18 protein-coding genes and 2 pseudogenes are annotated in these 19851 nt (G+C 63.1%); 10 read left to right on the plus strand and 10 right to left on the minus strand.

Features of this window, described 5'->3' with window-relative positions:
- Positions 1–35 precede the first annotated feature (35 nt).
- The 3 genes from B3D39_RS10565 (at position 36) to B3D39_RS10575 (ending at position 1060) form a co-directional block, all read left to right on the plus strand.
- Complete coding sequence (locus tag B3D39_RS10565; RefSeq protein WP_165756968.1) at positions 36–176, plus strand: hypothetical protein; 141 nt, start codon at positions 36–38, stop codon at positions 174–176.
- Between the two features lie 61 nt (positions 177–237).
- Positions 238–372, plus strand: a complete 135-nt coding sequence (locus B3D39_RS10570) for an aa3-type cytochrome c oxidase subunit IV (RefSeq protein ID WP_078545360.1) — start codon at positions 238–240, stop codon at positions 370–372.
- Positions 373–424: 52 nt separating this feature from the next.
- Entirely contained in the window at positions 425–1060 is a 636-nt protein-coding gene (locus B3D39_RS10575; protein ID WP_246832035.1) for a hypothetical protein, read from the plus strand.
- An 8-nt stretch (positions 1061–1068) separates the two neighbouring features.
- Here B3D39_RS10575 and B3D39_RS10580 read toward each other — a convergent pair whose 3' ends face one another.
- Positions 1069–2154: an AbrB family transcriptional regulator gene (locus B3D39_RS10580; protein ID WP_078571363.1), complete on the minus strand. Its 1086-nt coding sequence runs from the start codon at positions 2152–2154 to the stop codon at positions 1069–1071.
- Between the two features lie 258 nt (positions 2155–2412).
- On the opposite strand from B3D39_RS10580, the gene B3D39_RS10585 reads away from it, so the two are divergent.
- The 5 genes from B3D39_RS10585 (at position 2413) to B3D39_RS10605 (ending at position 8987) form a co-directional block, all read left to right on the plus strand.
- Positions 2413–3363: a TAXI family TRAP transporter solute-binding subunit gene (locus B3D39_RS10585; protein ID WP_078521742.1), complete on the plus strand. Its 951-nt coding sequence runs from the start codon at positions 2413–2415 to the stop codon at positions 3361–3363.
- A gap of 72 nt (positions 3364–3435) precedes the next feature.
- Positions 3436–5517, plus strand: a complete 2082-nt coding sequence (locus B3D39_RS10590) for a TRAP transporter permease (RefSeq protein ID WP_143593913.1) — start codon at positions 3436–3438, stop codon at positions 5515–5517.
- On the plus strand, positions 5514–5897 hold the full coding sequence (locus B3D39_RS10595; protein WP_078540176.1) for a DUF1850 domain-containing protein: 384 nt from the start codon (positions 5514–5516) through the stop codon (positions 5895–5897). The genes B3D39_RS10590 and B3D39_RS10595 overlap by 4 nt, the downstream gene beginning before the upstream one ends.
- Before the next feature lie 22 nt (positions 5898–5919).
- Complete coding sequence (locus B3D39_RS10600) at positions 5920–7683, plus strand: ATP-binding protein (protein ID WP_274962820.1); 1764 nt, start codon at positions 5920–5922, stop codon at positions 7681–7683.
- Complete coding sequence (locus B3D39_RS10605) at positions 7680–8987, plus strand: sigma-54-dependent transcriptional regulator (protein ID WP_078571360.1); 1308 nt, start codon at positions 7680–7682, stop codon at positions 8985–8987. The genes B3D39_RS10600 and B3D39_RS10605 overlap by 4 nt, the downstream gene beginning before the upstream one ends.
- Before the next feature lie 260 nt (positions 8988–9247).
- Here B3D39_RS10605 and B3D39_RS10610 read toward each other — a convergent pair whose 3' ends face one another.
- From B3D39_RS10610 to B3D39_RS10625, 3 genes and pseudogenes are all read right to left on the minus strand, one after another.
- Positions 9248–9931 carry a site-specific integrase gene (locus B3D39_RS10610; protein WP_274962819.1) on the minus strand — a complete coding sequence of 228 codons (684 nt, stop codon included), beginning with the start codon at positions 9929–9931 and terminating at the stop codon, positions 9248–9250.
- A gap of 383 nt (positions 9932–10314) precedes the next feature.
- Positions 10315–10428 (minus strand): annotated as a pseudogene (locus B3D39_RS10615) (IS3 family transposase); the annotation flags it as partial.
- Positions 10429–10839: 411 nt separating this feature from the next.
- Positions 10840–12267 (minus strand): relaxase/mobilization nuclease domain-containing protein, encoded by a 1428-nt coding sequence (locus B3D39_RS10625; RefSeq protein WP_274962817.1) that lies wholly within the window; start codon positions 12265–12267, stop codon positions 10840–10842.
- 960 nt (positions 12268–13227) lie between these two features.
- Here B3D39_RS10625 and B3D39_RS10630 point away from each other — a divergent pair.
- The gene (locus tag B3D39_RS10630; RefSeq protein ID WP_274962816.1) at positions 13228–14274 is read left to right on the plus strand and encodes a hypothetical protein; all 1047 of its coding nucleotides are present in this window, start codon (positions 13228–13230) and stop codon (positions 14272–14274) included.
- Between the two features lie 875 nt (positions 14275–15149).
- The gene (locus B3D39_RS10635; protein WP_146681657.1) at positions 15150–15296 is read left to right on the plus strand and encodes a LamB/YcsF family protein; all 147 of its coding nucleotides are present in this window, start codon (positions 15150–15152) and stop codon (positions 15294–15296) included.
- A gap of 6 nt (positions 15297–15302) precedes the next feature.
- On the opposite strand, the gene B3D39_RS10640 is transcribed toward B3D39_RS10635, so the two are convergent.
- From B3D39_RS10640 to B3D39_RS10665, 6 genes and pseudogenes are all read right to left on the minus strand, one after another.
- Positions 15303–15614, minus strand: a complete 312-nt coding sequence (locus B3D39_RS10640; RefSeq protein ID WP_078522888.1) for a cytochrome o ubiquinol oxidase subunit IV — start codon at positions 15612–15614, stop codon at positions 15303–15305.
- Positions 15611–16231 carry a cytochrome c oxidase subunit 3 gene (locus B3D39_RS10645; RefSeq protein ID WP_274962815.1) on the minus strand — a complete coding sequence of 207 codons (621 nt, stop codon included), beginning with the start codon at positions 16229–16231 and terminating at the stop codon, positions 15611–15613. The genes B3D39_RS10640 and B3D39_RS10645 overlap by 4 nt, the downstream gene beginning before the upstream one ends.
- Positions 16228–18348 carry a cbb3-type cytochrome c oxidase subunit I gene (locus B3D39_RS10650; protein WP_274962814.1) on the minus strand — a complete coding sequence of 707 codons (2121 nt, stop codon included), beginning with the start codon at positions 18346–18348 and terminating at the stop codon, positions 16228–16230. The genes B3D39_RS10645 and B3D39_RS10650 overlap by 4 nt, the downstream gene beginning before the upstream one ends.
- The gene (locus tag B3D39_RS10655) at positions 18345–19241 is read right to left on the minus strand and encodes a cytochrome ubiquinol oxidase subunit II (protein ID WP_274962813.1); all 897 of its coding nucleotides are present in this window, start codon (positions 19239–19241) and stop codon (positions 18345–18347) included. Before B3D39_RS10655 ends, B3D39_RS10650 begins: the two co-directional genes overlap by 4 nt.
- Before the next feature lie 147 nt (positions 19242–19388).
- A complete protein-coding gene (locus B3D39_RS10660) occupies positions 19389–19640 on the minus strand; it encodes a hypothetical protein (RefSeq protein ID WP_274962812.1) in 252 nt (83 codons plus the stop codon).
- Between the two features lie 12 nt (positions 19641–19652).
- A pseudogene (locus B3D39_RS10665) lies at positions 19653–19851 on the minus strand (hypothetical protein); the annotation flags it as partial.

Genomic DNA, 19851 nt, shown 5'->3' on the forward strand with positions numbered 1-19851 from the left:
TCCCCGCCCTAAAGGACGGGGTTCCCGGGCATTGGGTGAACCAGCTCAACGTGATGCTGATCGCGCAGCCGAAACCGGTCGCGGACGAAGCGCCGCGCCGGATCGGCTTCCGGCTCGCCCGCGCGCTGGAAGAAGAAAATGCGTCTGACAGCGCGAACCCTCAAGACGAGGCGTGACAGCTTGTCGCGGCTCGGCTAGTTTCCCCTCTGGGAGACAGTGCAAAAGGGAGAACGCGCAATGGCCGAGTATAAACCGGGCAATATGGACATTCGTGACCAGGAGAGAACATTCAACGGTTTTGTTCGCTTCGTCACGGTTTCGGTGATTGTGATCATCTGCTTTCTGGTATTTCTCGCTCTTGTAGGCGGCTGACGCGACCGGCGGCAGCTGAAAGAGACACGCTTGGGAACGGGAGATCGGGCAGATGATGCGCGTGCTTCTTGTCTGCCTGATGCTGCCGCTTTTGCTAGCTGGCTGCGGGGCGGATAACATTTATGCCTCGGATGCCGAGGTCGCTAAATATCGCTATGTTTCCGACGAACCGCCTTCGGTTACGCTCTATACCGTGATCTCGACCAATACCGGGTCGGGCGGGCATTCGGCGCTGCTGATCAACGGGCGCGAGCGGATCATCTTCGATCCGGCAGGCACCTGGAATCATCCCTGGGCGCCCGAGCGCCACGATGTGCATTTTGGCATTACCGAGAAGATGCGGAAATTCTACATCGACTACCATGCCCGCGAGAGCTGGTATGTCCGCGCCCAGAAGCTTCCGATCACGATGGCGCAGGCCGATCAGCTGATGGCCCGCGTGGAGCGCAACGGCTCGGTCAACAAGATGATGTGCGCGGATTCGGTGTCGAGCGCGCTGCGCGACATGCCGTGGCTGCACGACAAGGTGCCCTTCACCTTCTCGCCGCTGAAATTGTCGAAGGCGTTCGGGCAGTTGCCGGGCGTGACCGAGAAGGATCACTACGACAACGATCCCGACGACAATTCCGGCGTGTTGATGATCCAGCAGCAGCCCTACAACCACGGCGACACCCAGTTCAGAGAGTGAACGGGCCTTCAGACATCGCCTCGCCTGCGTGACAATGCGCGGGCGAGTGCGGGGCCCGCGACGAGCACGAGCAGGAAGCGGGCGATCTGCATCGCCATGACGAAGGGCACATCGACCTGTGTGCCCGCCGCGATGATCGCGACCGAATCCGCCCCGCCGGGGCTGGTGGCGAGATAGGCGGTCACTGGCTCGATCCCGGCAAAATAGACCAATCCCATTGCAAAGGCAGCGCAGAGTGCGATCAGGGCGATGATCGAGCCGAGGATGCGCGGCAGCAGCCTTGCGGCATGGCGCAGCACGGCGCGGGTGAAGCGCATCCCGATCCCCCAGCCGACCACCGCATAGCTGATCGCGAGCACGGTCTGGGGCAGGGTGATCTCCAGAAGGCCGGTGGCGCTCGCGATCAAGCCGAAGGCCATCGGCAGCAGCAGACCGCCACCCGGAATGCGCAGCCGCACGCCCAGAAACGCCGCCCCGATCCCGAGCGCGAGCGTCTCGACCGCGGCGACGACGTCCATCGGGCCTTGCTCGGCGAGCGCCGCGCCGACATCCCTAGCCTGCGCCACGCCGAAGATCTGCACGACGGCAGTGGCGGCAATCGCGCAGCAGGCGACGCGGGTATACTGCATCACGGCGACAAGGCGCATGTCGGCGCCGTAATCGTCCGACATCAGCGTCATCGCGGTCGCCGCGCCGGGGGAGGAGCCCCAGATCGCCGTCGTGCCGGGCAAGCCGCCCGCCCGCGCCATCACCCAGCCGAGCGCGCTCGCGCCGAGCACGGTGGAGAGCGTCCCGGCAAGGAAGATCGGCCAGTCGCGGGCGATCTCGGGGAGGATCGAGGCGGGAAGCTTCGAGGCGATCATCACGCCTACGACACCCTGCGCCGCGATGAAGCCCAGAGGCGGCAGCCGCACCGCCCCGCCGCTCGCGGCAAGCGCGATCGCGACCGCCATCGGCCCCAACAGAAGCGCCGCCGAGAGATGCGCGAGGCTCAGCGCGAAGGCCAGAAGCGCAGAGCCCGCGAGGAGGAAGGTCCAGCGCAATGCAGGAGGCCAGCGGTCGGGGGCGTATCGGAAGGGAGGCAATGAGCGCATAGGGGGCTTTGAAGACGGAAATCAGGTGCTTCCGAGCAGATAGGGCTCGTAGCGTCAAGCGCCCAGAGAAATAGGGGCGGAAATTGCCCGGCATATCGGCTTTGCGCAGCGCTCGTGGCAGAATCCCGCCAGAGCCCGCGCAGAGATCTGCCAGCTTTCTTGTCGCAGCGGTGTGAGTTGAATTGATCCCTGCGCGAAACCGGGCACCCTAGAGCCAGTCCCGCTTTCAATGCGGGCAATGACATATGGGAGGAAAGGATGTTCCAGAACATCAAGCTCGGCGCGCTGATCGCCGGGGCAGTGGCGCTGAGCGCGCCCGTCGCGAAAGCCGAAAACTTCATCAATATCCTCACCGGGGGCACCTCGGGCGTCTACTATCCGCTCGGCGTGGCGCTATCGGAAGTCTATGGCGAAACCATGCCCGACGCGCGCGTTCAGGTGCAGTCGACCAAGGCATCGGTCGAGAACCTCAACCTGCTCCAGCAGGGCCGGGGCGAGCTGGCCTTCGCGCTGGGGGATTCGGTGAAGGACGCTTGGGAGGGCAACCCGGAGGCAGGCTTCAAGGCGCCGCTGGGTAAGCTGCGCGCCATCGCGGCGATCTACCCGAACTTCATTCAGGTCGCGGCCCTCAAGGATGCGGGTGCCACCACGATCACCGATCTCAAGGGCAAGAGCCTCTCTGTCGGCGCCGCGAAATCGGGCACCGAGCTGAACGCGCGCAAGATCTTCGACGCGGCGGGCATGAGCTATGACGATCTGGGCAAGGTCGAGTATCTGCCGTTCTCGGAATCGGTCGAACTGATGAAGAACCGCCAGCTCGACGCGACCTTCCAATCCTCGGGTCTCGGCAACGCGGCGCTGAAGGACCTCTCGACGACGCAGGACGTGACCTTCGTCGCGATCCCGGCCGATATCGCCGAGAAACTGGGCGCGCCCTACAAGGCGGGCGTGATCCCGGCAGGCACCTATCCGGGCCAGGACGCGGACGTGCCGACCGTGGCGATCACCAATATCCTCGTGACCCGCGAAGGCGTGTCCGATGAGGAAGCCTACCAGATGACCAAGCAGCTCTTCGAGCATCTCGACACGCTCAAGGCGGCGCATTCGGCGGCGAATGGCATCTCGGCCGAGGCGGCGGTGCAGGGGCTTCCGATCCCGCTGCATCCGGGCGCCGAGCGTTACTACAAGGAAATCGGTATCCTGAAGTAACGCCGCGCAGACACATGGGGAGGGCGGCGCGCTCGGGCGGGTCGCCCTCGCCTTTCGAGGGAGGAGAGAGTGATGGATATGGATAAGGAAGCGGCGGTCGATGCCGTGGTGCATGACCCGCTGGCAGACGGGTTCCCGCATAGCCGCGAGGGGCGCGTGCTTTTCTGGCTCGCGGTGGCCTTCTCGGTCTGGCAGATCGCCTTCGCCGCGCATGTGATCAACCCCTCGAGCCAGATCGCGCGGGCAGTCCATGTGGGCTTCCTGCTGGCGCTTGGCTTCCCGCTCCTCTCGCTTGCCAAGGGCTACGGCCCGCTCGGGCGTTCCATCGCCTACCTTCTGGCTGCCGGTGGCGTCGCCGTCGCCGCCTATCAATGGATCGAATACACGCCGCTCCTGCTGCGCGCGGGCGATCCGAACACGCTCGATCTCGTGGTCGGCGTGGTGCTTCTGATCACCGTCTTCACCGCTGCCTGGATGCTGATGGGCCCGGCGCTTCCGATCATCGCAGGCACGTTCTTCGCCTATGCGATGTTTGGGCAATACCTGCCCTCGCCGCTCAACCATCGCGGCTACGCGTTCGAGCAGGTGATCGAGCAGATGAGCTTCGGCACCGAAGGGATCTACGGCATCCCGACCTATGTCTCGGCGACCTATATCTTCCTCTTCATCCTTTTCGGTTCGTTCCTTGAGAAAGCCGGGATGATCAAGCTCTTCACCGATGTCTCGCTCGGCATGGTCGGCCACAAGATGGGCGGCGCGGCAAAGGTCTCGGTGCTGTCCTCGGGGCTGATGGGCACGATCTCGGGCTCGGGCGTGGCCAATGTCGTCACCACCGGGCAATTCACCATTCCGCTGATGAAGCGCTTCGGCTATCGCCCGGCCTTCGCGGGGGGCGTCGAGGCGACCTCCTCGATGGGCGGGCAGATCATGCCGCCGGTGATGGGGGCGGTGGCCTTCATCATGGCCGAGACGCTGGGCGTCGATTACGTCGAGGTGGTCAAAGCCGCGTTGATCCCGGCGATCCTCTATTTCGCGGGCGCGTTCTGGATGGTCCATCTGGAGGCGGGCAAGCGCGACCTGCGCGGCCTCGCGAAATCCGAACTGCCCTCCCCACGCAAGGCGCTGAAAGAGGGCTGGTATCTGCTGCTTCCGCTCGCCGTGCTCGTCTACCTGCTGTTCACAGGCTACACGCCCCTGTTCGCTGGCACCGTGGGCCTGTCGCTGACGGGGCTGCTGATCCTCGGCGGCTCGGTCGCGCTGGGGCTGCCCAATCAGGTGCTGCGCACGATCTTCTGGGTGGTGATTGCGCTGGTCGCTGCCGCCTTCTTCGAGATCGGCATCTGGGCGGTGCTGGGCGCCGTGGCCGTTCTGGTCGCGATCAATGCTTTCAACAAGGGCGGGCGCGAGACGCTGGCGATCTGCCGCGACAGCCTCGCCGATGGCGCGCGCACCGCGCTGCCCGTGGGGATCGCCTGCGCGCTGGTTGGCGTGATCATCGGGGTGATGACCCTGACGGGGGCTGCCACGACCTTCGGCCAGTTCATCGTGGGCGTCGGCAAGTCGAGCCTGTTCCTGTCGCTGATCCTGACGATGATCACCTGTATCGTGCTCGGCATGGGGATTCCAACGATCCCGAACTATATCATCACCTCTTCGATTGCGGGTCCGGCGCTGCTCGACCTCGGCGTGCCGCTGATCGTGAGCCATATGTTCGTCTTCTATTTCGGCATTCTTGCGGATCTGACACCACCGGTCGCGCTCGCCTGTTTCGCCGCGGCGCCAATCGCGAAGGAAAGCGGCCTGAGGATCAGTTTCGAGGCGATCAAGGTCGCCGCGGCTGGCTTCGTCGTGCCCTTCATGGCGGTCTATACGCCCGCGCTGATGCTGCAGGATGGCGGCCCGCTCGCCGCAGCGATCGGCTACTGGCCTGCCGTCGCCTATGTCGTCATCAAGGCGCTGCTGGCGCTCGCGCTCTGGGGCGTGGCGGTGATCGGCTGGCTGGGTCGCCCGCTGGCGCTGTGGGAACGTGCGCTGGCGATGGTCGCGGGCTTCACCCTGATCGCGGCGCTGCCGCTGACCGACGAGATCGGCTTCGCGCTGGTTGTGGCCTTTGGCGCGACGCTCTGGCTGCGCCGCGCGCGGGCCACGGCATGAGCGCGACCTGCCTCATGGTTGGGGCTGCGATGATCGCGCTGGCGCCCTCGGGCCAGTTCTCGCTGGAATGGACCCATTCGGTCGAGAAAGAGGGCTGGCGCGAACATTGGCAGGTGACCGATCACGACACGCTGCGCCTTGTGGGCGCGGCGGTGAAAGGCTCGGGCGCGGGGATGGAGCCGGGCCCGGGCGGGCATTTCGAGGATGGCTGGTGGGTCTGGAGCACGACCGGCCCCGAAGTGCCCGATCTGGAACTGGCAGCCTCGGGGGCGACGGTCTCGGGCTGGACTTTGTGCTCGGTCGATTGTCAGGTGATCGGAGCCGTGCGCGAGGCACCGATCCGGATCGCGCCTTGCCCCGCCGAGCCGGGCGACGGTTAAGAGCGATCGAGAGGGAGGGCGCATGGCCAAGCCTGCCGCGCGCATGACATTCTGGCGGGTGATCGCGGTTTGCGCGATCTCCGTCGCAGCGGCTGTGGGCGCGTGGCGCATCGCGCTGTCGGGTATCGACGCGCGGCTCGATCGCAGCCTGATCCTGACCCTGCGCGCGCTGGAAACTGAGATTGACCGCTTCCGCTACCTGCCCGCCGTGGTGGGGCAGGATGCCCGCATCCGCGCCGTGATCGGCACGCCCGATGCACCCGGCGCGGATCTCGCGGCGAACCGCTACCTTGCCGAGGTGCTGGGGCTCTCGGGGGCCGATCAGCTTTACCTGATGGACGGGCAGGGGGTGACGCTGGCGGCCTCGAACTGGGACAGCCCGGCCTCTTTCGTAGGCCACGACTACAGCTTCCGCCCCTATTTCCGCGATGCGATCGCCACCGGGCAGGGCGCCTTCTACGCGATCGGCGTGACCACCGGGGTTCCGGGGTATTTCCTGTCCGCGCGGATCGGAGATCGCGATGGTCCGCCCGGTGTGGTGGTGGTGAAGGTCGATCTCGACCCGCTGCAACAGGCCTGGGCGCAGGCGGGCCAAGCGGTGGCGGTGGCCGATCCCGATGGGGTCGTGTTTCTCTCGGGCAATCCCGACTGGCTCTATCACCCGCTCCATCCGCTCGCCCCCGAGGCCCGCGCGCGGCTGGCAGATCTGAAGACCTATCCCGGGCGCGATCCGGCGACACAGGGGCCGCTGATGCAAGGCAGCGCCGCGTGGATGTTCGATGCGAGCGGCGCGCGGCTGCGCAGCCAGACTGCTGCTTTCGGTGAGGGCTGGACGGTGGTGGCCGCAGCCCCGGTGCAGCCCGCGATGCTCTCGGCGCTGATCGCGGGAGTGACGGCGGCGCTGGCCTCGGTGCTGGGTCTGGCGCTGGCGAAAACGCAGGCGCAGCGGCGGCAGCTCGTGGCGCTGCGCCTGCGCCAATCTGAGATGCTGGAGCGCAAGGTGGCCGAGCGCACCCGCGCCCTTGGCCGCGAGATCGAGGCGCGTCGGCAGACCGAGGCGGAACTGCGCGCCGCCCAGGAAGGCTTGATCCATTCCGAGAAGATGGCCGCGCTTGGCCGGATGTCGGCGGCGATCGTGCATGAGGTCAGCCAACCGCTCGCCGCGATGGAGGCGACGCTTGCCGCCGCCGAGATGGGCGCCGCACGCAGCACCGAAAAGACGGTCGCCCGCATCGAGACCGCGCGCAACCTGATCCGGCGGATGCAGCGCACGATCAAGCATCTCAAAAGCTTCTCGCGCAAGGACACCGCCGCGCTGGAGCGGATCGAGATCGGCGTGGTGGCGGCGAGCGCGCTGGAGCTGGTCGCACCGCGCGCCCGTGCGCTGGGGATCAAGCCGCGCGTGGTCGTGCCCGATGGTCCGCTCTATGCCAATGCGGGGCGTGTGCGGCTGGAACAGGTGCTGGTGAACCTGCTGCTGAATGCGCTCGATGCGGTTGAGGGCCAGCCCGCGCCCGAAGTAGAGCTGCGTCTGGAAGGCGCGGAAAATGAACTGCACCTGTGCGTCCGCGACAACGGCCCCGGCATCGCCCCCGAAGACGTGCGGCGCGTGACCGAGCCGTTCTTCTCGACCAAAGACGACGGCGCGGGGCTTGGCCTCGGCCTTGCGATCTCGCAGGCGATCCTGTCCGAGATCGGCGGGCGGCTCGATATCCGCTCGACGCCGGGGGAGGGCACGCAGATGATCGTGACGCTCACACGGGTGCGCGAGAAGGAGCCGGTATGACCGCACTGATCCATGTCGTGGAAGATGATGACGACCACCGCGCGGCGCTCGCCGATCTAATCGAGGCGGGCGGCTATGACTGCGAGGGGTTTGCCAATGCGCAGGCGGCGCTCGATGCGCCCGCGCTGCCCGATCTGGTGGTCAGCGATCTGCGGATGCCGGGGATCGACGGGTTTGGCCTGCTGGAGGCGCTCAAGGCGCGCAGTCCCGATCTGCCGGTCTTGATGATCACCGGGCATGGCGATGTCTCGCATGCGGTGAAGGCGATGCAATTGGGCGCCGAAGATTTCCTCGAGAAACCCTATGACGCGCGCCATCTGCTGGCGGTGGTCGACCGGGCGCTGCGGGCGCGGGCGACGCGCGCTGAGTTGGGGCGGCTGCAGGACGAGATCGCGCGGCGCGACGGGGCGGAGATCCTCGGCCAGTCGGCGGCGATCGCGGCGCTGCGCGCGCGAATCACGGCGCTCGGGCCTTTGGAGATCGACCTTGTGGTGACGGGCGAGACCGGGACGGGGAAGGAGCTGGTGGCCCGTGCGCTCCATGCGGCGAGCCCGCGCGCGGAGGGGCCGTTCGTCGCGCTCAATTGCGCGGCGCTGCCCGAGACCCTGTTCGAGATCGAGATTTTCGGCCATGTCGCGGGGGCCTTCCCCGGCGCGCAGGACAAGCCCGGCAAGCTGGAGGCGGCCTCGGGTGGCACGCTGGTGCTCGACGAGGTCGAGGCTATGCCGGCGGCGGTGCAGCCGAAATTGCTGCGCGCCTTGCAGGAACGTCAGGTGGAGCGGCTGGGCGAAAACCGCCTGCGCCCGCTCGACCTGCGGATCATCGCTCTGACGAAATCGGACCTGCGCGCACGCACGCTCGATGACAGCTTCCGCGCCGATCTGTTCTATCGCCTCGCCGGGGCCGAGATCACGCTCGATCCGCTGCGCTCTCTGGGCGAGGATATCGTTCTGCTGTTTCGTCATTTCGCGGAGCTTTCGGCACGCCGCTATGGCCGCGAGGTCCCGGACCTGCCCTATAGCTTGCGCGAACAGCTCAAGCGCCGCCCCTGGCCCGGCAATGTCCGCGAACTGAAAGCGGCGGCGGAACGCTTCGCGCTGGGCCTTGATCTGCCCGATGCGCCGACTGAGGCACCCTCGGCCCCGCAAAGCCTCGCCGACAAGGTCGCGGCCTATGAGGCGCGCGAAATCAGCGCCACGCTCGAACGCTGCCGGGGCAATACCGAACGGGCCGCCCAGGCGCTCGGCATCGCGCGGCGCACGCTCAACGACAAGATCAGCCGCTACGGGATTCGCGCCGATTAGGCGGTGGTTTTAATCGGGGAGGGGGAAGTGGTGCTGCTGGAGAGACTTGAACTCTCGACCTCTCCCTTACCAAAGGAGCGACCTACCTGCCGGTTTTGGAAATAGAATATGATCAAACAGTTGTTTTATTTGACATTTTTGCGGTTTTTCGTCATTTCCGATGAGCTCTGAAAAACTTTATGTTCGCCGTTTGTTGCCTTCGTGTAGAGGTGAATTGTGGCAAAAAATTACCGGTGGTAATCAGAGCGCTCCCTTGCAGACTACCGCGAGCGCGCCAGAGCGCCTGAGATCGAGCGCTGGAAATCGGGATGGTGATGGCCGTAGATCTTGATGATCATCCGGCTATCTCGGTGACCAGCGAACGCCGCGACATCGTCGATGTTCAGTCCATCGCGCATCAGCCACGTGATCACAGAATGTCGCAAAACGTGCGGCGTGACCTCCGCCGGGTCGAGGCCTGCGGCTTTGACGGCCCCGCGGAAAGCTTTCTTGATCGAGCTGATGCCCTTGCCGCCGAACTCAATGACAAATTCTGACGCTGACCGGCCCTTCGCATCGATGAGCTTCTCAAGAAGAATGCCTTCAACTCTGCACGATGCCCGCGGCTTCCGGCGCTGCTTGATCGTCCGCCCGCGGGCGTCGATATTGGTCTCGTCAGACCGCCTCGCGTCGCGGAAGTCGATCACGCCGCGCGCCAGGTCGACGTCGCGCCAGCGCAGTTCGAGTATCGCCTCGTGCCTGGCGGCAGTGGCGAGCGCGATGCGCACGAACATCTCGACATGCTCACGCGCACAGGCGTCGACTAATCGATCGGCTTCTTTGCGCGTGATCCAGATCTCGCGCGGTTCAGACGGGGGAGGGAGATCGAAATCCGGATCTGGCAGATCCGTGAGGCGATGCTCCGGCGATCGTGCGAGGCGGAAAGCACTTAGAATGAGCTGCATCTCCTGCCTAATAGAAGCATCACCGACGCCCTCCTCGCGCCGCTCGCTCTCATACCAGTCTCCCCAGCGCTTATCGAAGGCGGACAGGAAATACTTGCCGCCGTGCCGACGGACCGTTGCCGAGACGTATTTCCATTTCTTCTTCCACGTGGTCTGGTTCTTCTCTTGTCGCTCAGCGTCATAGAGATCGAGCGCATCAGCGAGCGTTGCTTCGAGACGCTTGCTTCTTTGAACGGGCTTGCTGCGCTCTGACCTGCCACGGGTCTTTCATCCAGCAGCGACCTGAGCCCGGTTTGTGTTGCTCTGCCTACGTTTTTTGGACCGCCGGACGTCGGAGTTTCCGGCCTTTGTCACGATGGCGGGCTGGTTGCGCCATCGGGAAACCGCACATCCGTCGCTGGGCAGTAACGTGAATGCGTGTCGACGATGGTCAGGATCCGCAGTTTCTTGCCCAAGGCGAGCTGATCGAGAAGGAAATCCATTGCCCAAACATCGTTTGAAGTGCCCGATTTTCGCTAACCTCGCGGTCTGCGGAAAATGTTAGTGAAAAGCCCCGTCTGCCGTGGACGCCTTCTTTGGTGATTTTGAGGCAAGGAGGCGCTCCCAGGTAATATCGTCGACCACGTTGGGCAGTCGCAAGCGCCGACCCCTAGCGAACAGGTCGTAGACCAATCGAAGGTCCGCACAGCGAAATTGTTAGGTTTTCTTCGCGGTAGAGCAGATAGACCCGGATGATCCCTGACGGCTCGCCCTCTCGTCGCACCAGCGCGAAAAGCCACTGGCTCACTCGACGACTGGTATTTAATAGCCGCACCGCAGAAAACTCAGTGAAGCAAATATCGACTTTTGGGCCAGTGCCGACAATATCGGTGCGTAAGCGGCGTCTCTTCTACCTTAACTAAAGAAGCTCAATCAAAGTCCGGACCGTTGTCGTCCATATCTGATGGGATATCCAGCTCCTCAGGAGTTGGGGAGGCAGACGCCGCTCCGATGTTCTGGAATTTATCTGCGAGATTTTGAGCGTCGGGACCGTCCTTAAGAACTTCGAGGCCTCGATCCGAGAGCCGAACCACCTCGCTGCCAAGCCTAATATCGATTGCGTGTTGTTCCGGGCGGCCGACCCAGGTCCACCCACTAATGTTCGCGCTAAGCCAAGCCAGGGCACGAGTGAGCCAAGCGCCGTAGGTCAGGGCATCGGAAGCCTCATCGTGAGGAGAAGCAGGTCGAGTTTTCGTTCGATCCGTTCCAGCTGCGCGTCTTGCGCCTCCAGCCTTGCCGACAGCTCCATCATTTGCGTGCGATACTCCTTCTCCGCCTCCTCTTGCCGCAGACGGAGCGCGCGGAGCATACGCAGCTCCTCGTTCATCAACGACAATGCTTCGAGGATCCGTGTCCCAATGTCCGAGGCGTTTTGCTTCATCCAGTCGAGCAGATCCAGAAGCGGCATCAGGCGATCGGTTTTCGTGTCGATCGACTTCCAGAGATCTACAAGCACTTTGAAGCGCGACCTCGGTTTCAGCGATTTCGGATCTTGCGGCATTCATGAGTTCCTTCAGCTGGTGCTGGATAGGTTGCAGGTTGATAATCAAGCGCGCGGCCGACAGGGCCATGGCGTGCGCGATCCGTGCGCGCAGGTGTTCGGGTTGCCACGCCGTGCCAAGCTCGCTTCCGCGGACCGCTCCCTCTTTGGTGAGGAAGACATAACTGTCGTGGCCCGATTTTGTGGGCATTCGGGAAAAGCGGACCGGTTCGGGTCCGGCTTTCAGCCGCGCGATCATTTCGCCGAGCGTGAGCGGCGGGTTCGCCCCGAAGACGCGCGTAAGAGCGCGATAAGTAATCTGCGCGGCTTTTGACTTTAGATTCCGGATCGGGGTCGGCGGACGCAACGTCGGGAATTTCGGGTCGAAATATTCGGGGGCCGGTAGGCCGAGAAGTTTTGCGAGCTCCTGGTGTCGGTGATCGGTAACCCGGCGCGAGAGGTTCGGCTTCAACGTCTTGCCTGCAAATGTCGTTAGCGCCAGAGCGATGTGAATATGATCACACGTCGCGTCCGTATGGCGCACGGCGATCCATGGAACTTGCATCGGCCGAAAGTCCATAAGCTCGAGGAGCGTGATGACGATCTGAAGCCAGAGTGCATCTTCAGCGCGCATGCCCTGCGGAAGCGAGAGTGTGATGTGAAGATAGCCGTGCCGGTCAACCAGTTGACTGAGTTGCTCTCGGGCATCGTGACGGCCGAAGATGACTAGAGTTCCGCCGATCGGCTCTGCGCCGTCACGTAGAACGTAATGCTCTACGAAGCTCGCGTCGGAATGCCGTTTCGTGATCGCGCGCATCGTCAGAAACCCGCCCACTTGAAAATTGCTGTGGAAAGCTCTCGAACGTTCCGCGAGAGCTGACGACAGGCGCTCGGCGATTTCGCATCGAGCCGGTTGACGGCGAAGCAAAGCTGACCGAGCGCCTCCGCGATTTCAGCGTCGCGGTTTGTCGGTTGCGGCAATTCGCTAGTAGCGCTCCGGCGCAAGTAATCTGCGATCGTCCTGCATCCTGTCGCCTGCACCCTCGCTCCGATGAGCTTCATCTCCCCATCAGAAAGTCGGACTTTGATTTCATGAGGGCGTCGCGCCATTTCAGCAGGTCTCCTGCGTCGCGATCTGCGTATCATTTGCCGCGGGGACGATAAGGCCCAAGCGCTTCTCGAGCCTAGCGTATCGTGCTTCGTGGATATGATGGCTCAGGCACATGGCAAGCCTCCTTCATTCACGCAAGAAGCGTGTTATTTCTGTCTTGTTTATTTTGAATTGCGCCGCTTGGGAGCTTAGCTTGAATATACTGCTGCACCGCGTTTTGCGCAGGGTGGAAAAGCGCGAAAAGCGGGGGTTTGGGGCGAAATCGGGGCGATTATTGTGGAAAACTCAATCGCCGCTCCGCCCGAGTCCCGCACGTCACATATGTCGGTGGCCGCTCCTCAAGAAAATCCGTAATTCTCTGCCGGAAATAGAATTTCAGAAATCGACTTGCGCGCGCGTGACGCGAAAGAACCTAAGAGAAGTGCAGAGCTGGGCCGGATTTTGAGGAAGCGTATGGTGTTCCAGTCCAGACCTCCCAGTATGATCGCGGGAGATGCTCTTGCTACTTGATGTGGAGCCAAAAGCGATCTTTGGCTGGCAGGGGGACGAATACCCTCCGTGACCTCGAAGTCCCTAGGTGAATTGAGATGGTCGCCTGCGCTCTTCCGAAATCCTCTGCAAAATGGAAGTATGCCTCCAGCGTTCAGGCCGGGTGAGGGTGGGGCGATGAGGCAAGCGATACTCTACAAGGCGATCGTCGCCAATTACGGGACCTACCTGTCGCGCAAGGATGGCCAGGCGGATCGGCTGGACTACGTGGGTCAGCAGCTCGTAGGCCCGACCGCCATCCAGCAGGCGAAGCATTTCCGCCAAGCGGTGATCGACGATCTGGCCCAGGCCAAGATCTACCTGCTCGATGGCAATGCCGCCAACTACGTCGACAGCTTGCGCGAGGACGTCCAGCAACGTGATGCTGGCCGCGCGGCTGCCGAGCTGGCAGCTTCCTATATGCGCGAGGTCGAGTTTCCCGCCGATCTCGTCTGGGTGGAGCACGATCACCGGATGCTGATCGCCGATCGCGCGAGACGGGAGGGCACCAACCTGCCTCGAAACGCGCTCGAGGATGCCGGTCTTCGGGGCTATCTCTACGATCTGCGCGACCCCGGTGCCCTGAAGGTTTTGCTCTTCAGAAGCGACTCCAATGGCGGGATCATCGATCCGCTGATCCATCTTGTCTTCCCCTGCGACCCGGTTCGCGGAGAGTTCCTCGACACCTACGATTGGCGCCCGCATCCGCACATGCGCGATCTCTTCGCCCAGAAGAACATCTCCCAGAAGGATCTTCAGGGGATGGTAAATAACGAACTCAGTCACCTGACCTATGACATGGTGCTCGGCTTCGTGCTCTTCGCGCTTCTGTCCTCGCCCGAGAACGGGATCGAGCGAGAGGAACGCGACAGCCTGTCGCCGGGAGAGCGCAAGACCGCCGCGAAGTTCGGCAAGACCTGGCTCACAGAAAACCTTCGCTCCCATGTGACGATCCGGATCGGCAAGGAGGGAGATGCGCATCTGCGCGAGCAGGCAGCGCGGCGCGAATTTGAGCGTGAGCAGGCCGCCGGCCGCCACCCGCCGACCGAGCATTGGGTGAGCGCGCATGAACGGCGCTACAAGAGCGGAAAGATCGTGATGGTGCGTGCGCATCAGCGCGGCACGAAGTCGGACAGGAATATTCCGACGCGTGTGATGGGCCCGCGGACGCACTCCCCGCAGTGACCGCCCCCAGATACATGGGGGTGAAGCGTCCTTCTCTCCAGCATTCTCTCTGCCGCTGCCGCTGCTGCTTTTCTTGCGCCTCAATCCACGCGGGCGCCATTTAAGGCCTGTTGACTCCGGGTGACATTTGCCGACCCGGCACCGTGTGCGCCTAGGGCAAACCGAACTGCCTCGTCGCGTGGGGGGGAGGGAGCCCCTAATCTCGTGCCCACCTCCGGGCACGCTCGGTCTATTGCTCATCGATCCGGGTAGATTGCGAAACAGACAACCACGAGAGCGGGGGCGGCCGCGCCGCGCCCGTAGTATCAATTGCAGAAGGTCTCCCGCAAAACATTGCTCTTGAAGGGTTTTTTAGTGTTATCCGCCCTCGCCATCTTGACCAAAATGCAGCCTGAGAGCCCGAAATGGGCCAATCGGGCACCGGCGATTCCGAAAAAAGTAAACGATTTCAATGCTGTGACAGCTGTTACGCGTGTTACAGGGCGCGTTACGCGCGCAAGCAATTGAAATAAAACAGAAATCTCTATCTAGGTATGTATGTAACACTCTATGAGATGAATATACATAGAGAGAGTGAGTGGTTCCTCCATCCACTTCGATCCAGAAAAGACTCCACCTATATATTTACTTCCGGCGTTACGGGCGTTACCGCGTTACGCGTCGGATAAGTCATTGAAATCGTTCAAGGTGCGTGTAACAGGCTTGTTCGATAACCTACCTGAGACGGTGGTCTGTGTTACGCGGGTGCCCGGTCTGGGAGGATCATTGCTGGTTTGTGAAATAACTTTTCATGGTCAATAGCCGCAAGCGACTACGACTGCACGGAGTTCGGACGGGCCTGAGCTCTCCCGCAAGGCAGAAAACTCCTTTCCTTTATTGCAACCGCGTCCTGCAAGGACCTCCCCTGCAAGATTGACACGGTCTGCCTGCATGGCGACGGGGCAGAGGCGCTGGCGATGGCGCGGGCACTGCGCGGACACCTGACCGAGGCTGGCTTCGAGATCGGCCGCTTCGGGGCCTGACCCGCCTTAGACCATCCGAGCGTGCAGGTTCCATAGTAGCCACAGCGTGCCGCCGCCCATCAGCAGCAGGATCAGCGTGGTGAAGAGGATCAGATGCAGGTCTTCCTGCTTCTGACCCTTCAGGCGGATATGCAGGAAGAAGCGGAAATGGACCACGATCTGCACGATCGCGGCCACCCCCGTCGCCCACCAGATCGCCACTTTCGGCAGCAGATCCCACGCCACCAGCGCGAAGATCGGCAGGGTCAGCGCCAGCGCAAGCGCATAGCCGATCAGGTAGCTGCGGGCCTCTTGGCGCCTTTCGTCATGTTCGCTCATGCCAGCCCCCCGATATAGACGATGGAGAAAATGCCGATCCAGACAATGTCGAGGAAGTGCCAGAGCACGGCGAGGCGCACCATCGACAGCTTCACCCGGTCGTCGAGACCGTAAACGAGCATCTGCACGAGGATCGCGACCGCCCAGAGGCACGCGAAGGTCACGTGCAGACCGTGAAGCGGCACCAGCGCGAAGAAAGCCGACAGGAAGCCGCTGCGTTCAGGCGTGCCGCCCTCGGAGAACATCTTCAGGAAGTCGTGGATCTCGAACCCCACGAAGCTCAGCGCCAGCGCCATCGCGACCAGCAGCCACAGCACCATCTTCACCGGGCGCGGCTCGTGCTTGAGTGCGAGATGCGAAAACCCGATCGCGACTGACGAGGTCAGGAGCAGCATTGTCTCGATGAAGATCGACTTTAGCTCGAACAACTCCTGCGGGCCGGGGCCGCCATTGGTGTTGGGCCGCATCACGACATAGGTCGCCATCAACAGCCCGAACAGGATCGCGTCGGACATCATGAAGACCCAGAAGCCGAAAACTTCGGTTTCGGCTTGGTCATCGGCGCTTTGGTGCTTGGACCCCAGATTGAGCCCGGGATGGCGGGTTGTCTGGCTCATCGTGCGGCCTCCTGTGCCATCGGGATGGCGTGGCCGCGGTTGTCGCGGGTGTATTCCGAGCTGCGCGGCACACGCGGCGTGCGGGCGGCCAGCTCGCGGAAGGCGCGCCATTCCTCGCGGACCTCTTCGGCGGGGATGCGCTTCTCGGTATTGCGGCGGAAGCCCTGCGCGATGATCACCAGCGGCACCAGCGCCGCGAGCGGCAGAACCGCCCACCACATATGCCATGTCAGCGTGAAGGCCAGCGCCGTTCCGAGCGCACCGATCACCGGGCCGAACGCCGCGTTCTTCGGCAGCCAGATATCCTCGAACCCGTCCTCGGGCGGGCCGAGGTCACGGTCCGAGGCTTTCAGCGTCGCGAAGGCGTCGCGGCCCTCGACGCGGGGCAGGGCGGGAAAGTTCCATTCCGGCGCGGGGGCAGGGAGGCCCCATTCGAGCGAGCGCCCGTCCCACGGATCGCCCACCGGCACCGCGAGCCGCTTGCGGTCGCGCACCGAGACCCAAAGCTGCACGATCAACGACAGGAAGCCGGCAAGGATCACCGCCGCGCCTCCCAATGCGATGATCGTCCATGGCAGCCACGCGCCGGTGAAATAGCCCGACATCCGGCGCGGCATTCCCATCAGCCCCAGCACGTAGAGCGGGAAGAACGCGCCCATGAAGCCGAGGATCCAGCACCACGCGGCGCGGTAGCCCCATTTCTCGTCGAGCCGGAACCCGAAGGCCTTGGGAAACCACATCGTATAGCCCGCGATCATCCCGTAGAGCAGGCCGGGGATCAGCATGTTATGGAAATGCGCGACGAGGAACAGCGTGTTGTGGGTCTGGTAGTCGATCGTCGGGTTCGCCAGCAGGATGCCCGACAGCCCGCCGATGGTGAACAGAAACATGAAGGCGATGGCGTAGAGCATCGGCACCGAAATCCGCACACGCCCGCGATACATCGTCAGCATCCAGTCGTAGATCTTCACCCCCGTGGGGACCCCGATCAGCATCGTCGCAATACCGAAGGCGGCGTTCAGGTTGGCGCTCTGGCCCATGGTAAAGAAGTGGTGGACCCAGACGGTGAAGCTCAACACCGCGATCGCCATCGTCGCGATCACCAGCGCGGTATAGCCGTAGAGCGTTTTGCCCGAGAAGGTCGCGAACACTTCGGACCAGATCCCGAAGGCGGGCAGGATGAGGATATAGACCTCCGGGTGGCCGAACAGCCAGAACAGGTTGGCGTAGTTCATCATGTTGCCGCCACCGCCATTGGTGAAGAAATGGAACCCCATGTAGCGATCCAGTGCCAGCAGCGCGGTCGCGATGGTCAGGGGTGGCATCGCGAAGATCATCAGGATCGAGGTGCAGAGCGACGTCCAGGTGAACAGCGGCATCCGCATCAGCGTCATGCCGGGGCAGCGCTTCTTGTAGATCGTCACCGCGAAGTTCAGCCCCGTGAAGGTCGACCCGATGGAAGACAGCGTCACCGCCCAGATCCAGTAATCCGGCCCTGCGCCGGGATTGTAGGACAGCTCTGTATAGGGCGGATAACCGGTCCATCCGCCGGTCGAGAAGGGCTCGAGCACCAGCGAGACCATCAGGATCACCCCGCCCGCAATCGTCAGCATCAACGACACCGAGTTGAGCACCGGGAAGGCGACGTCGCGCGCGCCGATCTGCAGCGGCATCGCGAAATTGATCATCCCGGTCAGGAAGGGCATCGCCATGAAGAAGATCATGATGGTGCCATGGGTCGTGAAAAGCTGCGCGAAGTGGTCGGGCATCACGATCCCGCCGCCATCATGGCCTACAACCTGTTGGCTGCGCATCACGAAGGCTTCGGCCAGCGCCCGCGCCAGCATCACGAAGGAGAAGACGATATACATGATGCCGATCTTCTTGTGATCGACCGAGGTCAACCACTCGCTCCAGAGCGGGCGCCACCAGCCTTTCGCCGTTATCAGGATGACCACGACGACGAAGCCCAGCACGGCCATGCCGGCCGCTGCCGTCCCGGTAATTCCGGACAGCAATTCGGTCCGCCCGTCGGCTTTGAAGATATCCATGACCGGCAGCGCGTCCCATGTCAGCCGACCGAAGGGAAAGCCCCAGACATCGCTCCACGTATTCATTGTGCCGTCTCCTTCAGGCCGGCGATCTCGTCGAACATCGCGCTGGGCGCGGTCGAGAACAGGATCGGCTGCCCCGTGGGCTGGTCGAGCTTGCGCGCGAGTTCGACCTTGTTGCTTTTCGCCTCCACCGCATCGCGGACCTTGGCGTCGAACGGCAGGCCGCTGGCCTTCGCCTTCGAGATCCAGCGCGAGAAGGCCGCGTCGCTCATAGCGCTCGCCTTGAAGGTCTGGGTGTAGAACCCCTCGCCGTTATATTGCGTGTTGCGCCCCTCGAACGTGCCGGGGCTATCTGCGGCAAGGTTCAGCTTGGTGCGCATCCCCTTCATCGCGTAGATCTGGCTGCCGAGCCGCGGGATCAGAAAGCTCTGCATCACCGTGTCGGAGGTCAAATGCAGCTCGAGCGGACGCGAGGCGGGGAAGGCCAGCTCGCCCACGCTGGCCACACCCTCTTCGGGATAGATGAAGAGCCATTTCCAATCGTATCCCACGACATCGACGACGAGCGGTTTGCCACTCGCACCGGGCACCGGGTTGTATGGATCGAGGTTATGGGTCCGCTCCCACAGATAGCCCGCGAGGATCAGCACGACCATCACCGGCACGCCCCACGCGAGCCACTCGAACAGGGTCGAGAAAGACCAGTCGGGGCGGTAGTCGCCTTTCGAGCGGCCATATCGATAGCGCCGGATCAGCCACGGAGTCGCCGCGAAAACCGGGATCACGACGATGGCCATGACGATCAGGATGATGCGCAGATGCGAAACCTGTGCAGCAGCCACCGGACCTGCGGGGTCGAGGAAGCTTTCGGCCTTCGCCTGTCCCGCGACGGCCCAGAGTGCGGCGAGTGCGCCGACACGTAACCGGGCTCTGCACTTTGGGACGGTGAGGGGCATGGCAAACTCGCTTGCACAAGGGGCTGTGCGAGAACGATAGACCGGCGGATTTGCCGGACAAGCGGGGCTGGCCAACACTTTATTTTCAAGGAACTGCGCGGGGCGTTCCACGTTATGCGCGCCGCTCAAGCGTGGGCGCACAGCGCATCACGCGCGACGCGTCATGTCCTGTGGGCACAGATCGTGGCGCTTCGCCCAATGCAGGAGCGTGTCGTCGAACTGCTCGGGCGGGACGCCTTCGAGGCCGGGAAATTCATGCAGGATGATCCGTAAAGCGCGGCGCTGGTCCTCGTTGAGCCGGTCGTCCTGCCAGAGCCGGTAGATACCGCGCGGCAGGCGGCGCTCGGGTCTCGCGGTGCTGTAGAACAGCGCGAAGGGAATGGATTTTACCTGTGCCACATAGCTGGACAGTTACGGCAGGAATTGCCCGGTGAATTCGTCGGACCCGGGCGGGAAGACCTCGGCCAGCGCCATGACCGCGCGCCCTTGGGTCGCCGCCTGCGTGGTGGAGAAAACGAAGCTCACCGCCAGCGTGAGCACCAGCATCCCTGTCACCCCTATGATCACCGAGGGGCAGAAAATGTGTAAAAAATGCATCCCGGTGAGCCGG

The organism is Thioclava sp. UBA3469, from assembly GCF_002378135.1.
GTDB lineage: Bacteria > Pseudomonadota > Alphaproteobacteria > Rhodobacterales > Rhodobacteraceae > Thioclava > Thioclava sediminum.